At 43.8% G+C, this 21,784-nt stretch carries 18 protein-coding genes; 4 read left to right on the forward strand and 14 right to left on the reverse strand.

The window, feature by feature from the left end:
* Window positions 1-2: 2 nt before the first annotated feature.
* The 5 genes from IEY67_RS18980 to IEY67_RS19000 all read right to left on the reverse strand — a co-directional run bounded on the left by IEY67_RS18980 (window position 3) and on the right by IEY67_RS19000 (window position 6,654).
* On the reverse strand, window positions 3-296 hold the full coding sequence (locus tag IEY67_RS18980; protein WP_122360595.1) for a PG0541 family transporter-associated protein: 294 nt from the start codon (window positions 294-296) through the stop codon (window positions 3-5).
* A gap of 114 nt (window positions 297-410) precedes the next feature.
* The gene (locus IEY67_RS18985) at window positions 411-3,536 is read right to left on the reverse strand and encodes an efflux RND transporter permease subunit (RefSeq protein WP_122360594.1); all 3,126 of its coding nucleotides are present in this window, start codon (window positions 3,534-3,536) and stop codon (window positions 411-413) included.
* Window positions 3,537-3,549: 13 nt separating this feature from the next.
* Window positions 3,550-4,572: an efflux RND transporter periplasmic adaptor subunit gene (locus IEY67_RS18990; RefSeq protein ID WP_122374173.1), complete on the reverse strand. Its 1,023-nt coding sequence runs from the start codon at window positions 4,570-4,572 to the stop codon at window positions 3,550-3,552.
* A gap of 39 nt (window positions 4,573-4,611) precedes the next feature.
* Window positions 4,612-6,003 carry a TolC family protein gene (locus IEY67_RS18995; protein WP_122352970.1) on the reverse strand — a complete coding sequence of 464 codons (1,392 nt, stop codon included), beginning with the start codon at window positions 6,001-6,003 and terminating at the stop codon, window positions 4,612-4,614.
* A 33-nt stretch (window positions 6,004-6,036) separates the two neighbouring features.
* Complete coding sequence (locus IEY67_RS19000; protein ID WP_183670792.1) at window positions 6,037-6,654, reverse strand: TetR/AcrR family transcriptional regulator; 618 nt, start codon at window positions 6,652-6,654, stop codon at window positions 6,037-6,039.
* 237 nt (window positions 6,655-6,891) lie between these two features.
* On the opposite strand from IEY67_RS19000, the gene IEY67_RS19005 reads away from it, so the two are divergent.
* Entirely contained in the window at window positions 6,892-7,794 is a 903-nt protein-coding gene (locus tag IEY67_RS19005; RefSeq protein ID WP_122352972.1) for a helix-turn-helix domain-containing protein, read from the forward strand.
* A gap of 9 nt (window positions 7,795-7,803) precedes the next feature.
* On the opposite strand, the gene IEY67_RS19010 is transcribed toward IEY67_RS19005, so the two are convergent.
* Complete coding sequence (locus IEY67_RS19010; RefSeq protein WP_122352973.1) at window positions 7,804-8,322, reverse strand: HdeD family acid-resistance protein; 519 nt, start codon at window positions 8,320-8,322, stop codon at window positions 7,804-7,806.
* An 804-nt stretch (window positions 8,323-9,126) separates the two neighbouring features.
* On the opposite strand from IEY67_RS19010, the gene IEY67_RS19015 reads away from it, so the two are divergent.
* Entirely contained in the window at window positions 9,127-10,137 is a 1,011-nt protein-coding gene (locus IEY67_RS19015; RefSeq protein WP_122352974.1) for an AI-2E family transporter, read from the forward strand.
* A 113-nt stretch (window positions 10,138-10,250) separates the two neighbouring features.
* Here IEY67_RS19015 and IEY67_RS19020 read toward each other — a convergent pair whose 3' ends face one another.
* The gene (locus tag IEY67_RS19020; protein ID WP_183670790.1) at window positions 10,251-12,590 is read right to left on the reverse strand and encodes a beta-galactosidase; all 2,340 of its coding nucleotides are present in this window, start codon (window positions 12,588-12,590) and stop codon (window positions 10,251-10,253) included.
* A gap of 156 nt (window positions 12,591-12,746) precedes the next feature.
* Between IEY67_RS19020 and IEY67_RS19025 the strand changes: the two genes are divergently transcribed.
* A complete protein-coding gene (locus tag IEY67_RS19025; protein WP_183670788.1) occupies window positions 12,747-14,792 on the forward strand; it encodes a M13 family metallopeptidase in 2,046 nt (681 codons plus the stop codon).
* Between the two features lie 75 nt (window positions 14,793-14,867).
* On the opposite strand, the gene IEY67_RS19030 is transcribed toward IEY67_RS19025, so the two are convergent.
* The 6 genes from IEY67_RS19030 to IEY67_RS19055 form a co-directional block, all read right to left on the reverse strand.
* A complete protein-coding gene (locus IEY67_RS19030; RefSeq protein WP_183670786.1) occupies window positions 14,868-16,163 on the reverse strand; it encodes an NCS2 family permease in 1,296 nt (431 codons plus the stop codon).
* 10 nt (window positions 16,164-16,173) lie between these two features.
* Window positions 16,174-16,875 carry a nucleoside-specific channel-forming Tsx family protein gene (locus tag IEY67_RS19035; RefSeq protein ID WP_122352977.1) on the reverse strand — a complete coding sequence of 234 codons (702 nt, stop codon included), beginning with the start codon at window positions 16,873-16,875 and terminating at the stop codon, window positions 16,174-16,176.
* 82 nt (window positions 16,876-16,957) lie between these two features.
* Window positions 16,958-17,905 (reverse strand): calcium/sodium antiporter, encoded by a 948-nt coding sequence (locus IEY67_RS19040; protein ID WP_183670783.1) that lies wholly within the window; start codon window positions 17,903-17,905, stop codon window positions 16,958-16,960.
* Between the two features lie 202 nt (window positions 17,906-18,107).
* Complete coding sequence (locus IEY67_RS19045) at window positions 18,108-18,314, reverse strand: hypothetical protein (RefSeq protein WP_122374075.1); 207 nt, start codon at window positions 18,312-18,314, stop codon at window positions 18,108-18,110.
* Between the two features lie 39 nt (window positions 18,315-18,353).
* Entirely contained in the window at window positions 18,354-18,566 is a 213-nt protein-coding gene (locus IEY67_RS19050) for a hypothetical protein (protein ID WP_122374076.1), read from the reverse strand.
* Window positions 18,567-18,714: 148 nt separating this feature from the next.
* On the reverse strand, window positions 18,715-19,113 hold the full coding sequence (locus IEY67_RS19055; protein ID WP_122374077.1) for a hypothetical protein: 399 nt from the start codon (window positions 19,111-19,113) through the stop codon (window positions 18,715-18,717).
* Window positions 19,114-19,201: 88 nt separating this feature from the next.
* On the opposite strand from IEY67_RS19055, the gene IEY67_RS19060 reads away from it, so the two are divergent.
* Window positions 19,202-20,098, forward strand: a complete 897-nt coding sequence (locus IEY67_RS19060; RefSeq protein WP_122374078.1) for a 1,4-dihydroxy-2-naphthoate polyprenyltransferase — start codon at window positions 19,202-19,204, stop codon at window positions 20,096-20,098.
* Between the two features lie 3 nt (window positions 20,099-20,101).
* Here the strand turns inward: IEY67_RS19060 and IEY67_RS19065 are convergent, their stop codons facing one another.
* Window positions 20,102-21,772, reverse strand: a complete 1,671-nt coding sequence (locus tag IEY67_RS19065; protein ID WP_122352983.1) for a putative transporter — start codon at window positions 21,770-21,772, stop codon at window positions 20,102-20,104.
* Between the last annotated feature and the right edge of the window lie 12 nt (window positions 21,773-21,784).

Here is a 21,784-nt window from a genome sequence, read left to right on the forward strand (position 1 = left end):
CGTCAAATTGATTTTTCAATGTTCCATACGAATGCACGTAGTCCCTGAGCTTCTGTCTGCATATCCATTTTGTGGAGCAGATCGAGGAAAGGATCGACTTTTTCGTCGTCTACCATTGCCAGTATGGCTGAGTTGAGGGTTGGCCAGGCATGGCTACCGTAATGAGGTTCGCCTTTTTGGCTGCCGCGTCCCTGCACTGTTTCCCAGAAAGTAAATCCGCGAATGTTGCTGCGATCCATAATGCTGAGGATCATTTCGTAGTAAGCCTGATTGAATGATATGAATATAGCTTTCATGTTCGTTCTATTTTTGTTAATTAGAGACTGTGTCAAAAAGTTTGTATTAAGGACCGCAGACTCTGCATTGTCTGCGGTCAGTAATAGCTTTTTGACTTATCTTTCTTTTCTCGTTTATAATTGTTCCAGATGATTCAACCTTGCGATCTTACGGCGGCGGCGTTTTACACCGTTTCCGGCAAATACGCAATACACCGTCGGTACGATAACCAGTGTGATCAAAGTGGATACTGAAAGTCCCCATGCAACCGTCATACCCATCGAGCGCCACATTTCAGCACCTTCGCCTGTACCGATAGCCATCGGGATCATACCGAGTACGGTAGTCAGGGTGGTCATCAATACCGGACGGAGACGGGATTTACCGGCAGCAACTGCAGCAGTAAGAATACTCATTCCGCGTTCGCGGCACAGGATCGTGTAGTCGATCAGCACGATACCGTTCTTTACAACGATACCCATCAACATGATTACACCGATCAAAGCCATCACCCCGAGTGGCGTCTGTGTGATTGCCAATCCCAGAATTACACCGGTAAAAGCAAACGGGATGGAAAACATGATCACGAACGGGTCGGTCAACGACTCGAACTGGGCTGCCATCACAATAAATACCAGGATGATGATCAATACCATCAATATACCCAGGTCGGTAAATGTATCCTGCTGGTCTTCAAATGTACCTCCCAGCTGCCAGCTTACATCAGATGGGATATCCATCTTCTTCAGCTCGGATTGAACGGCAGACACCAGGTCGCTTAATGCAGCACCCTGACCGACAACGGCAGATACAGTGATAAGACGTTCACGGTTTTTACGCTCGATAGTCGGCGGTGTCATACGTTCTACAACTTTACCTACATCGCGGATACGAACCCCTTGTCCGGCATTGTTATAGATCATAATATTTTCGATATCTTCGATAGACTGGCGGAATTCGGGAGCATAACGTACTTTGATATCATACTCGTCACCGTCTTCACGATACTTGGAAGCGGTGGAACCGTTGATACGGTTACGCAGGTATAAAGAGGCTGTCGTAACGTTCAGGCCGTTCATAGCCAGTTTTTCGCGGTCGAAGTCTACCTGGTATTCCGGAATATAATCTTTACGGCTGATGTTAACCTGTGAACATCCCTTCAATCCTTCCAGACGTCTTGACAGATCTGCAGCAACAGCATCGGTCTTGGCAAAGTCGAAACCGTAGATTTCTATATCTACTGCATTCTCACCACCCATAGAACCGGACTGACCGCCAGCCAAAACCTTGTACTCTTTAATCTCGGAGTATTCAGCCAGGTCCTGACGCATCATATCACAAATCTCGATCAAACCTCTTTCACGGTCGCCGACACTGCTCAGGTTGACATTCATTTCAATAATGTGCGAACCGTTGTCGCTCAACTGGGCAAATGTGTTATCCGTATCAGCCTGTCCTTCGGTGAAGTTCAGTACCAGAATTTCCGGGTATTTCTCACGGAACTGTTTGTCGATACGCAAAGCCAGATCGCGTGTGATCTCCTGGCGGGTACCGATGGGCATTTCGATCGTGATACCGATACGGGCATTATCCTGGGTCGGGAAGAACTCAGTCTTAATCATAGGGATCATCATCATGCTGCCTGCAAAGATCAGGAAGGCACCGGCAATAACTGTTTTACGATGACGTACTGCCCAGTCCAGGAAACGTGCATAAGCAACGTCCAGTGCATTCAGTGCCTTTTCAATAGGAGTGAAGAACAAAACGTACAAACGTCCTTTCTTCGGATCGAGACGTAACAACTGAGAACAAAGCATCGGTGTCAAAGTCAAAGCTCCGACTGTCGATACGATCATGATGATACTAACGATCCAGCCTAACTGTTTGAAAAGGATACCGGCCATACCGGTCACCATTGTCAATGGCAGGAATACTGCCAACATAGTCAATGTAGAAGCAATTACGGATATAGCCACCTCGTTGGTTGCGTGTACGGCTGCCTGCTTCGGTTTACTACCTCTTTCAATATGCGTCGTGACATTCTCCAATACCACAATGGCGTCATCCACCACCATACCGATTGCAATAGACAATGAACTTAACGAGATAATGTTCAGTGTATTGCCGGATGCCAGCAAATAGGCGAATGCGGCGATCAGTGAGATCGGGATCGTCAGGATAATGATAAATGTCGCTCTCCAGCGTCCCAGGAAGATGAATACCACCAACATAACGACAATGAAAGTGATCATGATCGTTTCCTGCAAACTGTCGATCGTATTCAGAATGTTGGTCGAGGTATCGACGATCACACCCAGTTGTACGTCGGATGGCAAACTGGCCTGTATTTCCGGCAGTTTTTCGTGAACTTTCTTAGCGATATTCACAGAGTTTGCTCCGGACTGCTTCTGGATAACGATCATACCCCCCTTACCTCCGTTATTGAAGGTTTCCTGGGCACGTTCTTCGATATAGTCTTTTACCTGTGCAACGTCGCGCAGATACACATTCTTACCGTTATTGCTTCCTACCACCAGGTCCAGCATTTGGTTGGCATTGGTAAATTCACCTTGTACACGGAGCGTATAGGTGTTTGAACCGATATCTATGCTACCACCCGGTGTATTGCGGTTCTCCTGTGCAATGATAGAGGAGATTCCCTCGATGGTCAGCCCGTAAGCTTCCAATTTGTAAGGGTCGCAATATACCTGTACTTCACGGATCGGAGCACCGGAAATAGATACGGCACCTACTCCGCTGATACGTGCCAGCGGGTTGGATACTTTATCGTCCAGGATTTTGTAAAGGGCGTTGGTACTTTCCTCTGCTGTTACCGAAAGCAACAGGATTGGAATATCGTCGGTACCGAACTTAAAGATGATCGGGTTTTCCACGTCATCCGGCAGAGACGATTCTACGATGTCCAGTTTATCCCGGACGTCGTTGGTCGCGACATCGATATCGGTACCGTATTCAAATTCCAGTGTAACGATAGAGATGTTTTCGCGAGACTGTGAGGTGATGTGTTTCAGGTCACTCACACTGTTCAATACGTTCTCCAATGGTTTGGATACGTTCATTTCAATATCGGTGGCGCTGGCTCCGGGGTAGGCCGTCATGACCATGATCATGTTGGTCTCGATCTCCGGGAGCAAGTCGACTGATAATCGGGTTAAGGAAAAAAGTCCCATAATCACCACAGCCACGAATACGAGGGCGGTGGTTACCGGCTTTTTTACCGCTGTTGCATATAAACTCATATAGTATTATTTCTTACTTGTCAATTTCTACTTCCATTCCATTAGTCAAACGGTTCTGACCGGTTATTACCACCTGGTCGCCATTTTCTACGCCGGATACGATCTCATATTTGTTTCCCATGCGGCGTCCCAGTTCTACCTTCTGGTAGGATACTTTTCCATCTTTGTAAACATAGATGTAGCGGTCACCCGATCCGGATTGTTTTACAATGGACTGGTCCGGTGCAACTACGTGGTTGCGTGCTCCGAAGTTCATGGTGGTACGGGCAAACATTCCCGGACGTACACGTTCGTCGGCGTTGGCAATCTTAATCTCTACCGGGAAAGTACGGGTGGAGGAGTCGATGGTCGGGTAGACCAGGCTTACTTTGCCTTTGAATACTTCGTCGCCATATACATCCAGCTTGATATCTACCTCATTGCCTTTCTTCACTTGTGTGAAATAACTTTCGGAAACATTCACGAACAGTTTGACCGGGCGGATCTGTTCTACTGTATATATAGGATTGCCACCGCTGTACATATCGCCGCTGTCGTAATTGCGGGCAGTGATGATACCGCTGATCGGACTTAGCAACTGAGTGTTATCCTGCAGGTTCTTATAACTTGCGCGGCTTACGTCCAACTGTGTTTTCTGGGCATCCCAGGCTGATTTGGAAGCTCCGCCGACTTTATACAGTTCGTCGATGCGCTTAAATTCAATTTCCTGATTGTCCAATTGTATTTTGGCCTGTTTCAGGTTTGTTTCGTCCATCTTGACAAGTACCTGGCCTTCTTTTACATGGTCACCCACTTCTGCGAACAGCTTCTCAATACGAACCGGAGACTGAGGCGCAATGTTGTTTTTTATATTTGCCTCTACGGTTGCAGTAAATTCCGCCAGCTGGTCTACATCCTGAGCCGATACCTGCTCAATCTTCACTTTTACTTTTTCATCATGGGTATCTGCCTCAGAGTCTTTCTTTTCACCTGTACATGACATCAGCAAGGCTAATGTTACGAGCGGTACAACTTTCAGCATTTCACGTGTTTTCATATTGTAAACTGTTTTTATTTTTGTTCTCATTCTTATTTCTTAATTCGTTTGTTCCTGACCTAAGACTTTTTCCATATCCGATTTAGCTACCATATAATTGTAGATGGACTGGTTCAGATTCAGTTTCGCTTGTGTCAGTGCCAGTTCCGCATCGTTCATTTCAAGCAATGTACCGGCCCCTGTATCATAGCGTTTCTGGGCGATCTTATATCCTTTGTTTGCCTGTTCGACACCTTTCTGGGCGGCATCGAATTGTTTCACGCAGGTTTTCATATTATCCAGATATTGTTTGATAGCCAACTGCAAGTTGCGTTTCGTATCGTCGCGCTGCAAATCCATCTGATGCATGGATACCTGCGTCTGCTTGATCTTATGATATTTGCTGCCTCCGGAAAAGATAGGGACCGTAAGCGATACACCGACAATCGAGTAAGGAGTCCAGTTGTAGTTCTTGAACTTGAAATCATTGTTCATGGCATTCCACTGGTACATACCTGTGAGCGATAATGTAGGCAGATAGTCGAACTTCTGCATGGTCAAAGTCTTTTTCAACTGTTGCATCTGCAGATCGATCTGCTTCAAATCGGTGTTGCCAGCCAATGTCGTATCGGTTGCCATATAATCCGCAAACAGGACCGATTCGAAATCGGCCAGTTCTCCTTCGCAGTCGATAGCCATTTCCAGATCCATTCCCAGGAGTGCCTTTAATTGCCATTTAGCCAATGTGAGCGAGTTTTCTGCCTGGAGCATATTCGGTTCACTGTTCTTTACGGTCACGTCTGCACGGATCAGATCGTATTCGGCTACCGTTCCCTGGTCATATTTCTTTTTGATATCCAGATAGTTTTCCATCGCGTTATCATAGCTTTCCTTGAAAACACGATAAGAATCGTTTGCCAGTAAAACGGCATAGAAGCTTTTCTTAACCTGATTTACCATCGATATTTTGGATGACCGTGCCTGTTCTATAGACAGTTCCACGTCGAGGGCGGATATGCTGAGGCTTTTCCATAATGTAGCGTTGACAAGGGGCATCGATAGATTGAAGCCGGTAGTCCAGTTGTTATCACGGCCAACCTCAATACCTTTGCTCATATCGATACCTTCCATACCAGGCGTCGGTTCGTCACTGCCGCCACCCATATCGAAACCATCCATATACATCACCTGCTTTTTCAATGTGCGGGTATAATCGGCTGTAAAATTAATCTGAGGGAACAGAGCGGCATATGTACCTTTCTGTGCATACTTTTTCTTTTCGATCTCTTTGTCAGCGACTTTCACGGTCGGGTTTTCACTTAACGCTATCTCCAATGCTTTTTCCAGGTCGAGCTTCAGGACATCCTGTGCTTTCACCGTAGAAAAGACCAGAGAAGGCAGCAACATCATGACTACCCACATCATCTTCTTAGTAATTAATACTCGTTTCATTTAAACTAGATTTGATTTTGAATAAAATTCCTATTACTCTTCACTTAATAATATGTCCTGCGAGTGTTTCAAAGCATAACGCTCCAAAATCGTCAGGCCTTTCTCTGTGCATATACCCCGGAGGAAGGTAAACAATACCGTCTGGAATACTTCTGCCACCGAATGGTTCAGAAATGTTTTCGACGGGCGGATCATTTTCAATTGTTCTTTTGCCAGCAAAGCTAATATTTCGATATTTACATCTTTTTGGAAAACACCTTCTTTAGCTCCCCGATTAAGTAATTTGATACATCTTTTAGTGAAATCCGCTTTGTCTTTCTCTACCTGTTCCAATGCTTTCGGATAACGTTTCAGATCATCATAATATTTTTTATTGTACCAACGGGGGCGTTTCATAAAATCTTCGTAGAACAGGACGAAAACATCGAGAGCCGTGTATGGACCTTTTTCCAGTTCGGCAAGTGTGCTTCGCATGCTATTATTATAGGATTTGATAGCTTCCTGTAATAATGTTTCCTTGTCTTCGAAGAATTCATAGATCGTACGTTTTGAAATACCCATATTCCGGGCAATATCGTCCATGCTCACACTCTTGATACCGTATTGTGAGAACAGATCCAATGCCGTCGTCATAACTTGTTCTTTTGTCATATTTATTTTTTTGAATCATCAGCCATTATGCTCGGTGACAAAGTTCTGTCTAATTTAGAAAACTCAAAAGGTTTATTCTGTTACAGGATTGGTTTGAAACGAAAGATGTTTTTGATAAATAAAGGTTTATAGGTGAAAAAAACATCTGAATTGGTGAAAAATGAAACAAATTCCTTGCGGGATTGTAAACAATACCTATCTTTGTGCAGACTATAATGATGAGTAAAATATAAAATTATGGAAAATCTCCCTTTAATAAAGTTCGCAGAGTTAAATAGGGGTATAATAATTCGCGACAGTTTCCAGGATATATTTCTGATAGCCGATATTGATGGTAATCAGGGAGTTGATGATCAGGAAGTGTATGAACATACTATGCCGATGCGATTGGATGCACTGTTGATGGTCCTGGTGTTGGAAGGCTCTTCGGAAATAGCATTGGATTATGTCCCTTATACTATAGGAACTAATAGCTTTACTATTATTATGCCGACGCATACGATACAACTCAATAAGATCAGTAAAGATTTTAAAGGGAAGCTTTTGGTTATCTCCCGTGAATTTCTTGATGAATGTAATACGGCGAAGCGTAGCCCTTCAATGGCTAATTATATGCAATTGAGAAAAAACCCCTGTACGACTTTCGAACCGGAGGAAACGGAGTTGGTAGACAATTACATCGAGTTGCTGAGGACTAAAATAAAGAACCGGACTCATTTTTTCCAGAAAGAAGTGATGCAGAATTCTTTTGTCGGGTTCCTTCTGGAGATTGCCAATATATTTATGGGAAAAAAAGATGGTCTGTTGATGCCGGCTCTTTCCCGCAAAGAAGAACTTTTCGAACAGTTCCTTCAATTGCTGTTTGAACATTGTAAGGAGCAGCATGTGGTTACTTTCTATGCAGAGAAGCTTTTTATCACTCCGCAATATCTGTCTTTGATCTTAAAGGAACTGACCGGAAAATCTGCTAATAAATGGATTGACGATGCGTTGATCGTTGAGGCGAAGATCTTGTTGAAGGCTCCGCAGGCAACTGTGCAACAGGTCGCAGACATTCTGCATTTTTCCGATCAGTCTACATTTGGAAAATTCTTTAAAAAGCACATGGGTATTTCCCCGATGGAATACCGCAAGTCCTAATCTACTCTTTTATCTTTGGCGGAATTTGTACCAGTTGATTAATTCTATGACTCCATAGAAGATACTGGCTACGCCAAAGATAACGAATGTGTTAGCCGCAGCTCCGAACGGATAGGCGATGATCATGATACCTGTCAATAAGATCAATGCCGGCATGATATAGAAGCCTAACGGTACTATACTCCATTTGCGGGCGGATACCAGCATGGCTATTTGCTGAATTCCGGCAATGACCAGTAATGCTCCCAGAATATACATTAATATATTGACAAAAAATTCCGGCATGACCACAAGCCATGCCCCGAATAAAATACTTCCGGCTCCGTCAATGGGGAACATGGGAGAGGGTTCACCCTCCACTTTTTCCCTTGTGAAGTAGTTCAGTAGAGAAAATATTCCCGGTATAATAAAACAGATACCGATCGCAATTACCAGATAGGTAATAGCAGCTTCCGGCCATAAAACCAATACAAACCCCAGAATCATAGCAAATGCGCTTCGCAGGACTGAGTTGTTAATTCTTTTCATATGAGTATATTTTAATAGTTCTTTATATATAACAACGAAGATACACTAATTTCTTTTATACTTGTGGAAAATTTGGATGGTTTTTATAGCCGGTGGTTTGTTATGTATTGTTTCATACATCAAGAATGATGTTTGGGCTAGTGTTTACGAATGGATATATAATATCGCTTATTTGTGTCAAATGGATTTTATATTCTCAAAATTGCTTACGTGTATATTGTCCGGAATAACAGTTTTAGAGAAGTCTTTAATACATTATTTAACATATGCCTTTCTGATTCCCGATTTTTTCGTCCAATTGAATTTAGTTTAAATAAAAATCCATCTCGTTTTAAACGAATTTTTTTTCATTTTAAATGAAATGGGGGCTCGATTAAGCAGAAAAAAGTGTTAAATATGCTTTATTCCTGATGGGTTTGTTCATTTTGTTGTCTCTTATTTTATGTTTTTGGGCATGTTTCTTCTACGGATGATGTCCTGGAGTTGACTGAAATTATCTTTAGTGTATCTTGTGAAAAGTGATATTTAAGAATAAATAGCTGTCATATATTGAATGTATCTATTAAAAAGAAGTCTTTATTCTTCTAGGCTGATTCAATTTGATAAAATCCAATATCTGGAGAATCGTATAAAATTTCCTGTGTATGTTCCCGGGTCTTATATTCAAGTAATGAAATACTTAAATTGTCATTTTGATATTTTGTTATGATAACCTTAACAACTCCGGCAAATAATTTGTTTTATATAAAATGACCGGAAGTTATGAATTTAAATAGGATGTCGAATATTATATTGTAAACAAATATGAGCTTGAAAGAATCGTACTGGAAATATTCCCTGATTACTATTATCGTGGTGATGGGAATCATACTTTTTATTGAATTTACTCCGTTCCTGGGAGGTATATTAGGAGCATTCACCATCTATATTTTATTGAGAAAACAATTGCAATACCTGACGGAAAAGAAACGTCTGAATCGTAGCCTGGTAGCTATCCTGTTATTGCTGGAGACTATTTTATGCTTTCTTATTCCGTTATCCCTGGCTGTCTGGCTATTTGTCAATAAGTTACAGAATATAAACCTGAATCCTTCCGAACTGGTCAGTTCTTTTGAACATATCGCAGATCTGATCCGGCAGAAAACAGGTTATGACTTGCTGGAAAAGGATAATATAGCATCCATCGTATCGGTGTTGCCTAAAATCGGCCAGGCTTTGATGGGAGGGATCAGCGGCTTTGCCGTGAACATTGCTGTTCTTGTCCTTATTCTTTACTTTATGCTGATCGGAGGAAGTAAGATGGAGACATATATTTATGATATCCTTCCTTTCAGTAAAGAAAATAAACGCGAAGTATTGAAAGAGATCAACATGATCGTAACTTCCAATGCGATCGGTATTCCTTTGCTGGCTATTATTCAAGGTGCTATTGCGATGGTCGGGTATTGGATATTTAATGCGCCGAGTCCGTTCCTGTTCGGTTTTCTAACCTGTTTTGCGACTATTATACCGGTGGTTGGAACGGCTTTGGTCTGGTTGCCGCTTGTCGTTTATATGGCTTTGACCGGAGACTGGGTGAATAGTCTGGGATTGGTAGCCTATGCGTTGATCGTTATAACGAATGTAGACAATCTGATACGTTTCGTCCTTCAGAAGAAAATGGCGGATACTCATCCGTTGATTACCATTTTCGGCGTAATCATCGGACTGTCTTTGTTTGGTTTTATGGGGATTATATTCGGACCGCTCCTGATCTCTGTCTTTATACTTTGCTTCAGCATGTTTAAGAAAGAATACTTGGACAAAGATAGTTGACAGTTGACAAGTGACAGTTGACAGTTATTTCGGCTTTCAGCCGATTTATAGAGCGCGAAGCTAAACTGTCACTTGTCAACTGTCATCTGTCAACTGAAAAACAACGAGCCGTTTTAATAACTGAACGGGGTCATTTTCGCGTACGCTTTATAATCTTTGATCATTCCGGGATAACCCTCTTCTGCACGGGGCAGGTAACGGAATCCGGATATTGTTACGTTTTCACGCAGATCAATAACCACTTGGTGAGGATATTTTGCTCCTCTGGCTGTGCTCCAGTAAGTTGACTCTTGTAAATCGAATATCTTATCGGCAGTGAAATTTCCGCCGGATGTCTCTTCGCTATCCGCATAAGCAATTTTCCAATGCTGGCGGGAGAGCGGTTTACCGTTTTCATCCAGCAAATAAAATTCGGCAAGAGCGGCATTATCTTTTCCGTCTTGTGCGTTCATTGCTTCCAGGCAGAAGTGACGTGCCTGAACAGGTGCATCGAATTTTACTTCCTGCCAGCCGTTACCGGCTTTTAAAGATCCTTGTCCGACAGGTTTTTCGTTTTTCAGGTTCAGAACTTCTCCTTCTTTACGGTTGGTAAGTGGCGATTCCGGGCGTAACATGTCGAGGATCGGAGTCTTCAAACCTTTAATAGTCGCTTTTTCAGGTCCTTTCAGGTCGAGGACGATAATTTCATTTTCCCCCTTTTTAAGCCAGCATCCCGGCATGAATAAAGTTTGCTGGGGACCTATTTCCCAAAAACGTCCCATGGCCTTTCCGTTAACCCATACCATTCCTTTTCCCCATGTCTGCATGTCCAGGAATACGTCGCCGGGAGATTCGATATTGAAAGTGGCACGGTAGTAAGCAGGACCGTCTACCTTTGTTCCGGGTACATATTTTTTATTTTCTGCAAATGAATAATCCACAGGCAAGTTGTAAATCTGCCAATCTTTTAATTCATCCGTAGAAGACTCGGTGATAAGTGCCACTTTATTTGTGATACCTTTCCGGTCATGGATCGCTTTGTCGAAATTAACACGTCCCATTGCTTCGATAAGGATGTCCAATTGAGCTCCTGCAGTGGTAGCCGGTAATTTGATCGTGAATTCTCCGCGACGGCGGTCCAGACGACCGATTAATTTGCCGTTTATGAAAACCTGTGCCCAGTCGTGTACCTCGTCTATCAATAAGGTCGTGCCTGCTTTGACGGCCGGTAAGGTCGTACGGTACAGGATGCTGCCCCAACCCTGGTCGAATTGTTCCATCGGTTTGATGTCGTGGCTGGTTTTGGGTTCCGGTAAATTATCAAAAACTAAAGCCGTTTCTTTTAGTTCGAATTCCGGGATTTCAATAACCGGGAATGCTTCCGGAATATCGGACTGTACTTCTCCCGGTTTCATATAATTTGCCATAAATTCACGTAACTTGTAATATTTGGGAGTGGCCCAGCCGGCCTCACTGATCGGAGCATCGTAATCATACGAGCTGCACATGGCCGAGTAGGCAGGGCTGTTTGCACCTCCCCAATGTCCGAATGTCGTACCTCCGTGCGTCATATATAAGGAAAAAGAGATATTGCGGTCCAGCATATCTTTCAGACCGGCGATCATTGTTTCCGCATCGCGTGTCTCATGTTTTCTTCCCCAGTGGTCGAACCAGCCGCTCCAGAATTCACTGCACATTAACGGTGTGTTCGGGCGGACTTCCTTCAGTTTTTTGAATTGTTCCTCGATATTGGCTCCTGTGCCGAAGTTGACGGTCCAGACCAGATCGTCGAGTGCATTGTTCAGGAAGTTGGAACTCCAGTCACATTGGAATAGTGGCACATCTGTGAACCCGGCCTCACGTAGAATATCGCGGTTCTTGGCTATATAAGACTTATCCGTTGCGTATGAGCCGTATTCGTTCTCGACCTGTACCATAATAATATTACCGCCTCGTGTGATCTGCATATCGGCCAGTTGTTTTCCGATCTCATTCATATAGATACGTGTACGTTCAATAAAATAGGGATCGTTGGTACGCAGTTGTATGTCTTCTTTTTTAAGTAACCACCAGGGCAGTCCCCCCATTTCCCATTCAGAACAAACGTATGGGCCGGGACGGAGCATGATATACATACCCTGTTTCTGTGCCAGGCGGCAGAATGCCGCAATATCGTTTTGTCCGCTGAAATCAAACTCTCCGGGTTTCTGTTCATGGATATTCCAGAAAGCATAAATACAGATGGTGTTCATGCCCAGAGCTTTGCACATCTGTATGCGATGTTCCCAATATTCTACGGGGATTCGGGTGTAATGAATTTCGGCAGCCTTTATAACGAACGGCTTTCCATCCAGCAGGAATGTTTTGTCTCCGATTTCAAAGGAGCTGTTACCACCGGATTGGTTTTTGCATCCGGACAGTACGCAAATTAACATGAACATTAGAAATGTTACGGTCTTCATAAGGTGATTCATGATAAAAATTAAGTTTATAAATATTTTCCGATGGTAAAAGTAGGTAAAAAAAGAAAGATCAGAGGTATAATAATCGGTCATATTAGGCTAAAATCGGTTCTATTTATCTGAATTTATGTACCTTTGCGGCATAATTCAAGTAAACGTTGAACAAAAATGAAGAAGTTAATAGTAATTCCGTTGGTTGCTGCCGGTATGATGGCAATGACGGGGTGCAGTAAATCACCTGTGAAGGAAACTGCAAAAGTGGACGCTATCAATCTGGCAAATCTGGACACAACAGTAGCTCCCGGTACTGATTTTTATGAGTATGCCTGTGGAGGATGGATAAAGAACAATCCTCTTAAACCGGAGTATTCACGCTTTGGAACATTCGACCAGCTGAATGAAGATAATCAGGAACAATTACGTACTCTTATCAATGAATTAGGAACAACTCCGCAGGAAGCCGGAAGTGTTGCCCAGAAAATCGGTATGTTGTATGAAATGGGTCTCGACAGTATCAAGTTGAATAAGGACGGAATGGCTCCTGTCAAAGAACAGCTGGAAGCTATCCAACGCCTGGGAACAAAAGCGGATGTTGCTAAAATGGTCGCCGTTCTGCATAAAGAGGGAATGGCTCCTTTCTTTGCTTTGTTTGTCGATGCCGATGAAAAGAACAGTTCGATGAATATCGTTCAAATGTATCAAGCCGGTTTAGGCATGGGCGACCGCGATTATTACCTGCTTGACGATGAGGCAACGGTGAAGGTCCGTGATGCTTATAAGCAATTCATCAAACAACTGTTTACTTTGACCGGAGCATCTCCGGAACAGGCAGATGCAGCAGTAAATGCTGTGATGAAAATAGAAACCGGCATTGCTGAAATTTCTTTTAGCCGTGAGGATCTCCGCGATACGCAGAAGAATTATAATAAGATCAAACTGGAAGAATTTAAGGCCAGGAATAATCCTTTGGACTGGGATGTCTATTTCGAGAGCATGGGTTTGATGGAAATAGAATATCTGGATGCCAAACAACTTCCGTTCTATGACGCATTGGGTGAATTTATGAAAAATGTATCCATCGACGAACAGAAATATTATCTGGCATTCAACTTGCTGAATGCGGGAGCACCCTACCTGAGCGATGATTTTGTATCTGCCGAATTTGATTTTTATGGAAAAATAATGTCTGGAAAACAGGAGCAGAAGCCTCGTTGGAAACGCTCTTTGTCAACAGTGAATGATGCTTTGGGTGAGGCTGTAGGCCAAATGTATGTTACTAAATACTTCCCGGCTTCTTCCAAGGAGAAGATGTTGGAATTGGTAGGTAATTTACAGAAAGCTTTGTCGGAACGTATTGCCGGTCTTGAATGGATGAGCGATGAGACGAAGGTGAAAGCACAGGAAAAACTGTCTGCTTTTGTCGTAAAGATCGGTTATCCGGATAAATGGCGCGATTATACGGCTCTGGAGATCAAAGACGATTCTTACTGGGCAAATGTATGCCGTTCAAATATCTTTGAAATGGATTATATGTTGCAACAGGCTGGAAAGCCGGTCGACAAAGCTCGCTGGGGAATGACTCCGCAGACAGTGAATGCTTATTATAATCCGACAACAAATGAAATCTGTTTCCCTGCCGCTATCCTGCAACCTCCTTTCTTCAATCCGGAAGCCGACGATGCTGTCAATTATGGAGCTATCGGTGTGGTGATCGGTCATGAAATGACACATGGATTTGACGACCAGGGACGTAACTACGATAAAGACGGTAACCTGACCGACTGGTGGACTCCGGAAGATGCTGTACGGTTTACAGAACGTGCCGACCGTTTGGTACAACAATACGACAATATCATCGTCGTAGACAGTGTTCATGCCAATGGACGTTATACTTTAGGTGAAAACATCGCCGACCAGGGTGGTCTGCTAGTTTCGCATCTGGCTTATCTGAATTCATTGAAAGGAAAAGAAACTCCGGCTCCGATCGACGGGTTTACAAACGAACAACGTTTCTATCTGGGATATGCAACCCTCTGGGGGCAGAATATCCGTCCGGAAGAGATCCTGCGCCTGACTAAGATCGACCCGCATTCTTTGGGTAAATGGCGTGTAAATGCAGCTTTACGTAATATCGATACTTTCTATTCTGCATTCGATATTAAAGAAGGCGATCCGATGTATATGATGCCGGCTGAACGGGTAGTGATCTGGTAACACTGATATATAAAAGTAGAAAAGGGGATGATCTTATGCAGATTATCCCCTTTTTTATATCTGGAAAATATTCTTTTATGCAAATATGAATTTCAATAAGAACAGGACAGCCAGTATATACATCGTAATACTGATATCCTTGTGCTTACCGCAGAATAATTTTATCAGCACGTAGCAAAGCAACCCTAACACCATTCCGTCGGCGATGGAGTAAGTAAGAACCATCATTATAATGGTAATGAAAGCCGGAAGCGCTTCCGACATATCTTCCATATCTATCTTGGAGATCGAATCCATCATGAAGACGCCGACAAGGACTAAAGCCCCGCTTGTTGCCGCACTGGGAATAAGCAGGAACAACGGTGCAAAAAACAACGCCAGGATAAACAGTAAACCTGTTACCAGGGATGTGAAACCGGACCGGCCGCCTTCTGCGATACCTGAGGCACTTTCCACATACGTTGTAATGGTAGAGCTACCCATCATCGCCCCGATAGTAGTACCTATCGCATCAGACATCATCGCCTCTTTCACATGCGGGATATGTCCGTCTTCTCCCATAATCCCGGTCTTGGAAGCCAAACCGACCAATGTTCCTACCGTATCGAATATATTCATGAACAATAGAGTAAAGATCACGACTGCCATATCCAACGTGAAGAACTCGGAAAAATCGAATTTGCAGAAGGTAGGCTCCATCGAATGAGGCATGGAAACAGGAAGGAACCCTTCCGGTATTTCCGTCACCCCGAGTGGTATGCCGATCAGGGTACAGATCAGGATACTGTAGAACAAGGCCCCTTTTACCTTCTTGACAATCAGTACGCCACTTAATAATATACCGACCATCGCCAGGACAGAAGAAGGTGTAAAAGCCCCGAACATCACGAAGGTTGCCGGGTTTGACTCGATGATCCCTGCATTTTTCAATCCTATGAAAGCGATGAATATACCGATCCCCGATGATATAGCATAACGCAGATTCATGGGGATGCTATTGAGTATAAGCTCCCGGATATTAAGAAAGGTAATAAGGATAAATATCACGCCCTCTACAAACATGGCTGTCATGGCTGTCTGCCAGGTATACCCCATCCCCTGAACCAAGGTGAATGCAAAAAAAGCGTTCAATGCCATGCTCGGAGCTTGTGCGAACGGTAGTTTTGCCATGAAAGCAAGGAGAAGTGTCGCTATGGCGGAGGCTAATGCCGTAGCTGTGAAAACCGCACCTTTATCCATACCGGTTGTACCGAGGATAGACGGATTGACAGCCAGGATATAACTCATTGTTAGGAATGTAGTAATGCCGGCAATGACTTCCGTACGGATTGTCATGGTCTGTTTATCAAACCCTAATAGTTTTTGTATCATACAACTTTATTTAATCGAATGTCCATTTTACAGCGAGTGTGGGAATGGTATAAAAGCCGTCCCGTCCTCCGAAATTATGGCTTAACTCGACTTCGCTACCAACACTCAACTTAAATTTATCATCTATCCCTTTTATCTTGTTGAGGTTTACCCATATCTGAGGCTCAGACAGGAAGATGAAGTTTCCGTGATCGTTCTTTTCCCGCCACCAATCGGCAAAGCCGCTGAAAGTGCACAATCCGTTCTTCGCAAAATGAAGATACCAGGTTGTTGTCAACTGGAAGTTGTTGGGTGTTTTATGTTTCTGGATATATTTGTACATAGCAGTGAAGGTGATCCCCCTGCTGAAATCCTTGCTGTTATAAGTATAAGTCGCACCACCCAGATAGGCGTTATTATAGGAGGCTCCCTTCATCAAACCGCCATTATACTCTAAATGGACAGAGAAAGGCGGTTTCCAGAAACTCAGTTCGCGGGCAATCTCCCAGTAAGCTGAAGCTACTCCGCTGCTTTTATAATCCATATCCACGAAGAAGTAAGTACTTCCCCATTTATCCGGTTTGAACATTTCCACCGTGGAGGTCAATGCCGGACGTCCGTCCAGATCCTTGTCATAGAGGGCTCCTCCAAAATCATAATGTAACTGAATGTTTTGTGCTTTCCCACAGAAAACAGCAAGCAATAAAATCGTCAGGGTAAAAAACTTTCTCATGCTGATCGTTTAAAATAATATGTATGGAAGCCACAAAGGTATAAAAAAAGCAAGACCTTCAAAGAGTCCTGCTTTTACATTATCAGATCAGATCCCTGAGCAACCAGGCCAGGTAACATAAATACATTACTATCAGTGCCCATCCTTCGGTTCGGGATATTTTTTGTCCGCTTTTTGCCAGTGGGAGCAGGAGTAGGGACAGTCCCAGCATGACCAGCAAATCGATGTAATTCACGTTTTTCGCTACAATGGGATTGACCACCGAACTGGTACCTGCGATCGCCAGGATATTGAATAAGTTGGAACCTACGATATTTCCGATCGCAATATCCGGGTTCTTCTTGAGTGCTGAGACAACCGATGTGGCCAGTTCCGGCAAGCTTGTGCCCGCAGCGACGATTGTCAGTCCGATCACAGCTTCGCTGACACCTAACTCCTGAGCGATTGAAACGGCATTATCGACGAGCAGGTTGGAGGCAAATATCAGTATGACCAGTCCACCTGCGATATACAGGAGATCTTTATGCCAGGGTTCAGGTTGTTTTTCCAGTTCCCCGGCTTGTTCTTCTATTTTCTTTTCATGTTTTCGTGAGTAATACAGGCTGAATACAGTATAGAGGATGATACCTACCAGGAACAGGCAACCTTCCAGTCTGTTGAGAGTCCCGTTCCAAAAGAGGAGGGTGAAAACAACAGTTGCGGCGATCAGGATAGGAATGTCCAGACGGGTGAGTTGGCGTTTGGCTTGTAAGGGATGGATGGCGGCAGAAATACCGAGAATGACGGCAATGTTGAAAATGTTGGAACCGATAATATTACCGACTGCTATATCTCCCTGTCCGGACAAGGAGGCATTCAGACTGACTACCAATTCCGGAGCACTGGTACCGAATGCAACGATCGTAAGTCCGATCACCAGATTGGATATTCTGGCTTTCAGCGCTAATTCCGTACTCCCTTTTACCAACCAGCCTGCTCCGATATAAAGAGCAAACAATGAAAGAATTAATAATGTAACGCTTGTTATCATGGCTGCAAATTTACTAATCTTTTTATTACAATGTCCGGCTTCCTGTTGTCCGATAATCAAAGATTACCGTAACCAAGTAAACAGCAAGTTATTTTTTAGGCAGAAAAACGTACCTTGGATAACCCCGGAATCGCTTCGGAGTAACAGCAGGAAGCAACTAGACATTTTAGTTAGGGTTGTTAGGAATATTCGTATTAGTGATTTAATATTCGTATTCTTCCTTCGGCTCTTTGGCAGCTTGTCTTAATTGTATGGCACGAAGTACGACCATACTGACTGTCAATAACCCTAGTGCTCCCATTGTTACATCTTTAACAATTGCATTTTCAAAATCGGTTGTACCGATCAAAACCAATATGATAAACGATACCATCATGACGGCGTCTACCAAATCTTTATTTATCTTCATTTTATAAACTTTTTAAAGGTTACTTTTGTTCAATCGAACTTATTCTTTTTCTTCAATAGCTGTTTCTTCTGTAGAACCGGAGTTGCTCAATCCTTTCATGATACCGAACAATCCGTATCCCAGAGCGCACATTACAACCAATAACTTCAGATAGTCATTAGGAATGATGGAACTACAAGCTAATACGCAACCGATAATTGTGATAATAACTGACAGATAAATACGTGTTTTATTTGATTTTTTTGTAGACATAATATTATAATTTTTAAATGAATAAATAATGCTTGTTTTACTGCAGCAAGTAATAAACCGGCATACAGCAAGAGAACGGACCATGGATCCGCCAGATAGCATGTATAGCGAAACCACCATACATGAAGACATAGTTATCCTTTAAAAATTAAATAATGAGTTTCCGCAGGGCAAACACATGTTGCGCCGTACGGCAGAGAAGGGTGGACAGATTTATAGTTTGACATTCCGATACATTCTCCAACACTTTTCGTTGTGCATTCATTTCTTTCAGGCGAATGTCCTGAAGTACTTTTTCCGCTATTTTCAGCGTGCGTAAATGAAATGTATTATTTGTCAGTTGAACGGTTCTGCGTGCAGTCAGGCCTTTGCTTTCTTTGAGGTCTGTGCTCAAGACAGTGAGGTAATATTGTACATCGGCAGAACTTTTTTCTTTCATGACTGCCTCTTTTTTAGACACGGCAATATCGTTGCTTCCAGTCTCCTCTTGTGGAGAGAAAAGCAAGATGCCGAAAAGCAGAGTCAGTATGAACAGAAAATTTTTCATGCTGCAAAGATATACGAATTCTTAATAAAATAACAAATCATTGTAGTTTTTGTTTATACTTTTGCCTGTTAATTATGAATGAGAGAAGATGAAAGAGAAGAAGAGCCTTTTGAAATCATGGGTGGAAGCGGCCCGGCCGAAAACACTGCCTGCATCGTTAAGTCCGGTGTTATTAGCTTGTGTTTTAGCCTGGTGTGAAGGAGTATTCCGGTTAGTACCGGCTTTTTTATGTTTTGGTGTGGCTTTGTTGGCACAGATAGCCAGTAATTTTGCAAACGATTACTTCGATTTTAAAAAGGGAGCGGATAAGGAAGATCGTCTGGGACCTGAACGTGCGGTAGCCCAGGGATGGATCACTCCGAAGGCGATGCTGAAGGCTACCTTTATAACATTGGGGTTGTCTTGCCTATGCGGCTGCATGCTTTTATTTTATGCCGGTTGGGAACTGATCCCTGTCGGGATTGCTATCGCTATTTGCGTGTTAGCCTATTCTGCCGGACCTTTTCCTTTGGCGTATAACGGGCTGGGAGATGTTTGTGTGGTCTTATTTTACGGGGTTATTCCGGTGTGCTTCACTTATTACGTGCAGGCATTATCGTTCTCTTTGTTATCGTTCCTTTTATCATTATCGGTCGGATTACTATCCACAAATATTCTGATTGTGAATAATTACCGTGACTATGCCCAGGATAAGGCAGCCCGGAAACGGACTACGATCGTCTTGTTTGGGCGTGGCTTCGGTCGGATATTCTATCTGTTGAATGGGGTGGTCGCTCTTATGCTCGCAATGCCGCTCCTGTTTGATGCCCCGTGGTGGATCTTATTTCTGTTCGCTGCCTTTTTCGCCCTTTTCTATGCGACCTGGCGTGAACTCTACCGTTTTGAAGGGCGTGAGCTCAACAAAACATTGGGACATACGGCGCGGAATGTTTTCATCTTTACTCTTCTGCTATCAGTATTGTTGATCCGGACCTGTTTGGTATAAGCTTTACATAAATAGCATAATGATCAATTGAGCCGATATCACCCGGATGAACATGGAAAGGGGATAGACAGTCGCATAGGCCACCGAAGGCTCATCGCCTTCGACCGTTGTGTTGGCATAGGTTAGTGCCATCGGATTTGCCATGCTGCCGCAGAGCATTCCTACGTTATGGGCATAATCGAGTTTAAGGAACTGGGAAGCGATGAAACCGACTATCAGAACAGGTACGATTGTCAGCAGGAACCCCAGACCTACCCAAAGCAGCCCCTCTGCCCGGAATACCGTCTCAAAGAAGTGGGCACCCGAGTCTATACCCAGCCCTGCCAGATAGATTACGATACCTAGCTGGCGCAGCATCAGATTGGCACTCATCGTCGTATAGGTGGTCAGATGGAAACGCGGACCGAAGGCTCCCATCAGGATGCCGACAATGATCGGACCACCGGCAATACCCAGTTTGATCGGTGTATTCATGCCCGGCAGCATAATTGGCAAAGAACCTAACAGGACTCCCAGCGAGATACCGATAAATACGGCTAACAGATTCGGATTATCCAGGCGTTTGATCTCATCGCCGAGGATTTTACCGACATTGTTTATCGCATTTTTTTCTCCGACGATCGTCAGGCGGTCGCCTATCTGTAAATGAAGGGCAGAGTCTGCAACCAGGTCGATACCGGCACGGTTTACGCGGGTAATATTGATTCCATACAGGTTACGCAGGCGGAGTGATCCGAGTTTTACCCCGTTCACGCGGTTACGGGTGACGACGATACGGCGGGAAATCAGTTGCGAGTCGATTGCATTCCAGTCGATATCTTCCTTGTTCCAGTCGACGTTCTCCTGTTCCCCGAAAAGAACTTTGATCGTTTCTACGTCCGATTTATGGGAGATGATAAGCAAATGGTCGTCTTCACGAAGTATGGTGTCGGAAGTGGGAATACTGACTTTCCCGTTATGCCATACACGGGAGATAACAAAATGTTTCTCTGTCAGTTTCATGATATCCTTGATACTTTTATCGTAGATAGCAGGGTTACTGATATGGAATTCTGTGATGTTGGGTTTCGTGTTGTGTTTCTCCTTATCGTCCGGCAGATTCTTGTTGGCGAACACTTTTCTTAACAGGATGATCGCCATTATAACGCCAACGACTCCTAACGGATAAGCCACGGCACAAGCCAGTGCCATGTCTGTCACTTCCTTGCTGTCCGCCGGGTTTACTTGTAACAGGGCTTGTTGTGCGGCTCCCAGTGCGGGTGTGTTGGTGACAGCTCCACAGAGTAATCCGACCATGTTGGGAAGCGAAACGCCTGTAGTCCAGTGCAGGACAAGTGTCAGTATCAATCCGAGCAGTACCACGCCTAGCCCCATCATGTTCATGGCGACACCACCTTTTTTCAGAGACGAGAAAAAACCCGGACCGACCTGCAATCCGAGGGAATAGACAAACAGGATCAGACCGAAGCTCTGTGCAAAGTTCAGCATATCCTTATTGACTACAATCCCGAAATGTCCGGCCAAAATCCCGGCGAAGAAAACAAAAGTGATACCCAGTGAGATACCGAATATTTTCTGTCTTCCCAGAAATAACCCCACCGCCGAAACCAGTGAGATCACTATAACAGCCTGCAACATCGTCGGCTCAAAAAAAGCTTCCTGCAACCAATCCATACCAGTGTTATT

The sequence above is a fragment of the Parabacteroides faecis genome (genome assembly GCF_014647375.1).
GTDB classification, from domain to species: domain Bacteria; phylum Bacteroidota; class Bacteroidia; order Bacteroidales; family Tannerellaceae; genus Parabacteroides; species Parabacteroides faecis.

Excerpts from the sequence above, each read along its gene's own strand:
- IEY67_RS19055 (WP_122374077.1), bottom strand. The coding sequence starts at position 19,113 with ATGAAAAATTTTCTGTTCATACTGACTCTGCTTTTCGGCATCTTGCTT.
- IEY67_RS19040 (WP_183670783.1), bottom strand. The coding sequence starts at position 17,905 with ATGATAACAAGCGTTACATTATTAATTCTTTCATTGTTTGCTCTTTAT.
- IEY67_RS19000 (WP_183670792.1), bottom strand. The coding sequence starts at position 6,654 with ATGACAAAAGAACAAGTTATGACGACGGCATTGGATCTGTTCTCACAA.
- IEY67_RS19030 (WP_183670786.1), bottom strand. The coding sequence starts at position 16,163 with ATGATACAAAAACTATTAGGGTTTGATAAACAGACCATGACAATCCGT.
- IEY67_RS19060 (WP_122374078.1), top strand. The coding sequence starts at position 19,202 with ATGAAAGAGAAGAAGAGCCTTTTGAAATCATGGGTGGAAGCGGCCCGG.
- IEY67_RS19035 (WP_122352977.1), bottom strand. The coding sequence starts at position 16,875 with ATGAGAAAGTTTTTTACCCTGACGATTTTATTGCTTGCTGTTTTCTGT.
- IEY67_RS18985 (WP_122360594.1), bottom strand. The coding sequence starts at position 3,536 with ATGAGTTTATATGCAACAGCGGTAAAAAAGCCGGTAACCACCGCCCTC.
- IEY67_RS19025 (WP_183670788.1), top strand. The coding sequence starts at position 12,747 with ATGAAGAAGTTAATAGTAATTCCGTTGGTTGCTGCCGGTATGATGGCA.
- IEY67_RS19045 (WP_122374075.1), bottom strand. The coding sequence starts at position 18,314 with ATGAAGATAAATAAAGATTTGGTAGACGCCGTCATGATGGTATCGTTT.
- IEY67_RS18995 (WP_122352970.1), bottom strand. The coding sequence starts at position 6,003 with ATGAAACGAGTATTAATTACTAAGAAGATGATGTGGGTAGTCATGATG.
- IEY67_RS19010 (WP_122352973.1), bottom strand. The coding sequence starts at position 8,322 with ATGAAAAGAATTAACAACTCAGTCCTGCGAAGCGCATTTGCTATGATT.
- IEY67_RS19015 (WP_122352974.1), top strand. The coding sequence starts at position 9,127 with ATGAGCTTGAAAGAATCGTACTGGAAATATTCCCTGATTACTATTATC.
- IEY67_RS19020 (WP_183670790.1), bottom strand. The coding sequence starts at position 12,590 with ATGAATCACCTTATGAAGACCGTAACATTTCTAATGTTCATGTTAATT.
- IEY67_RS19005 (WP_122352972.1), top strand. The coding sequence starts at position 6,892 with ATGGAAAATCTCCCTTTAATAAAGTTCGCAGAGTTAAATAGGGGTATA.
- IEY67_RS18990 (WP_122374173.1), bottom strand. The coding sequence starts at position 4,572 with ATGAAAACACGTGAAATGCTGAAAGTTGTACCGCTCGTAACATTAGCC.
- IEY67_RS19065 (WP_122352983.1), bottom strand. The coding sequence starts at position 21,772 with ATGGATTGGTTGCAGGAAGCTTTTTTTGAGCCGACGATGTTGCAGGCT.
- IEY67_RS19050 (WP_122374076.1), bottom strand. The coding sequence starts at position 18,566 with ATGTCTACAAAAAAATCAAATAAAACACGTATTTATCTGTCAGTTATT.
- IEY67_RS18980 (WP_122360595.1), bottom strand. The coding sequence starts at position 296 with ATGAAAGCTATATTCATATCATTCAATCAGGCTTACTACGAAATGATC.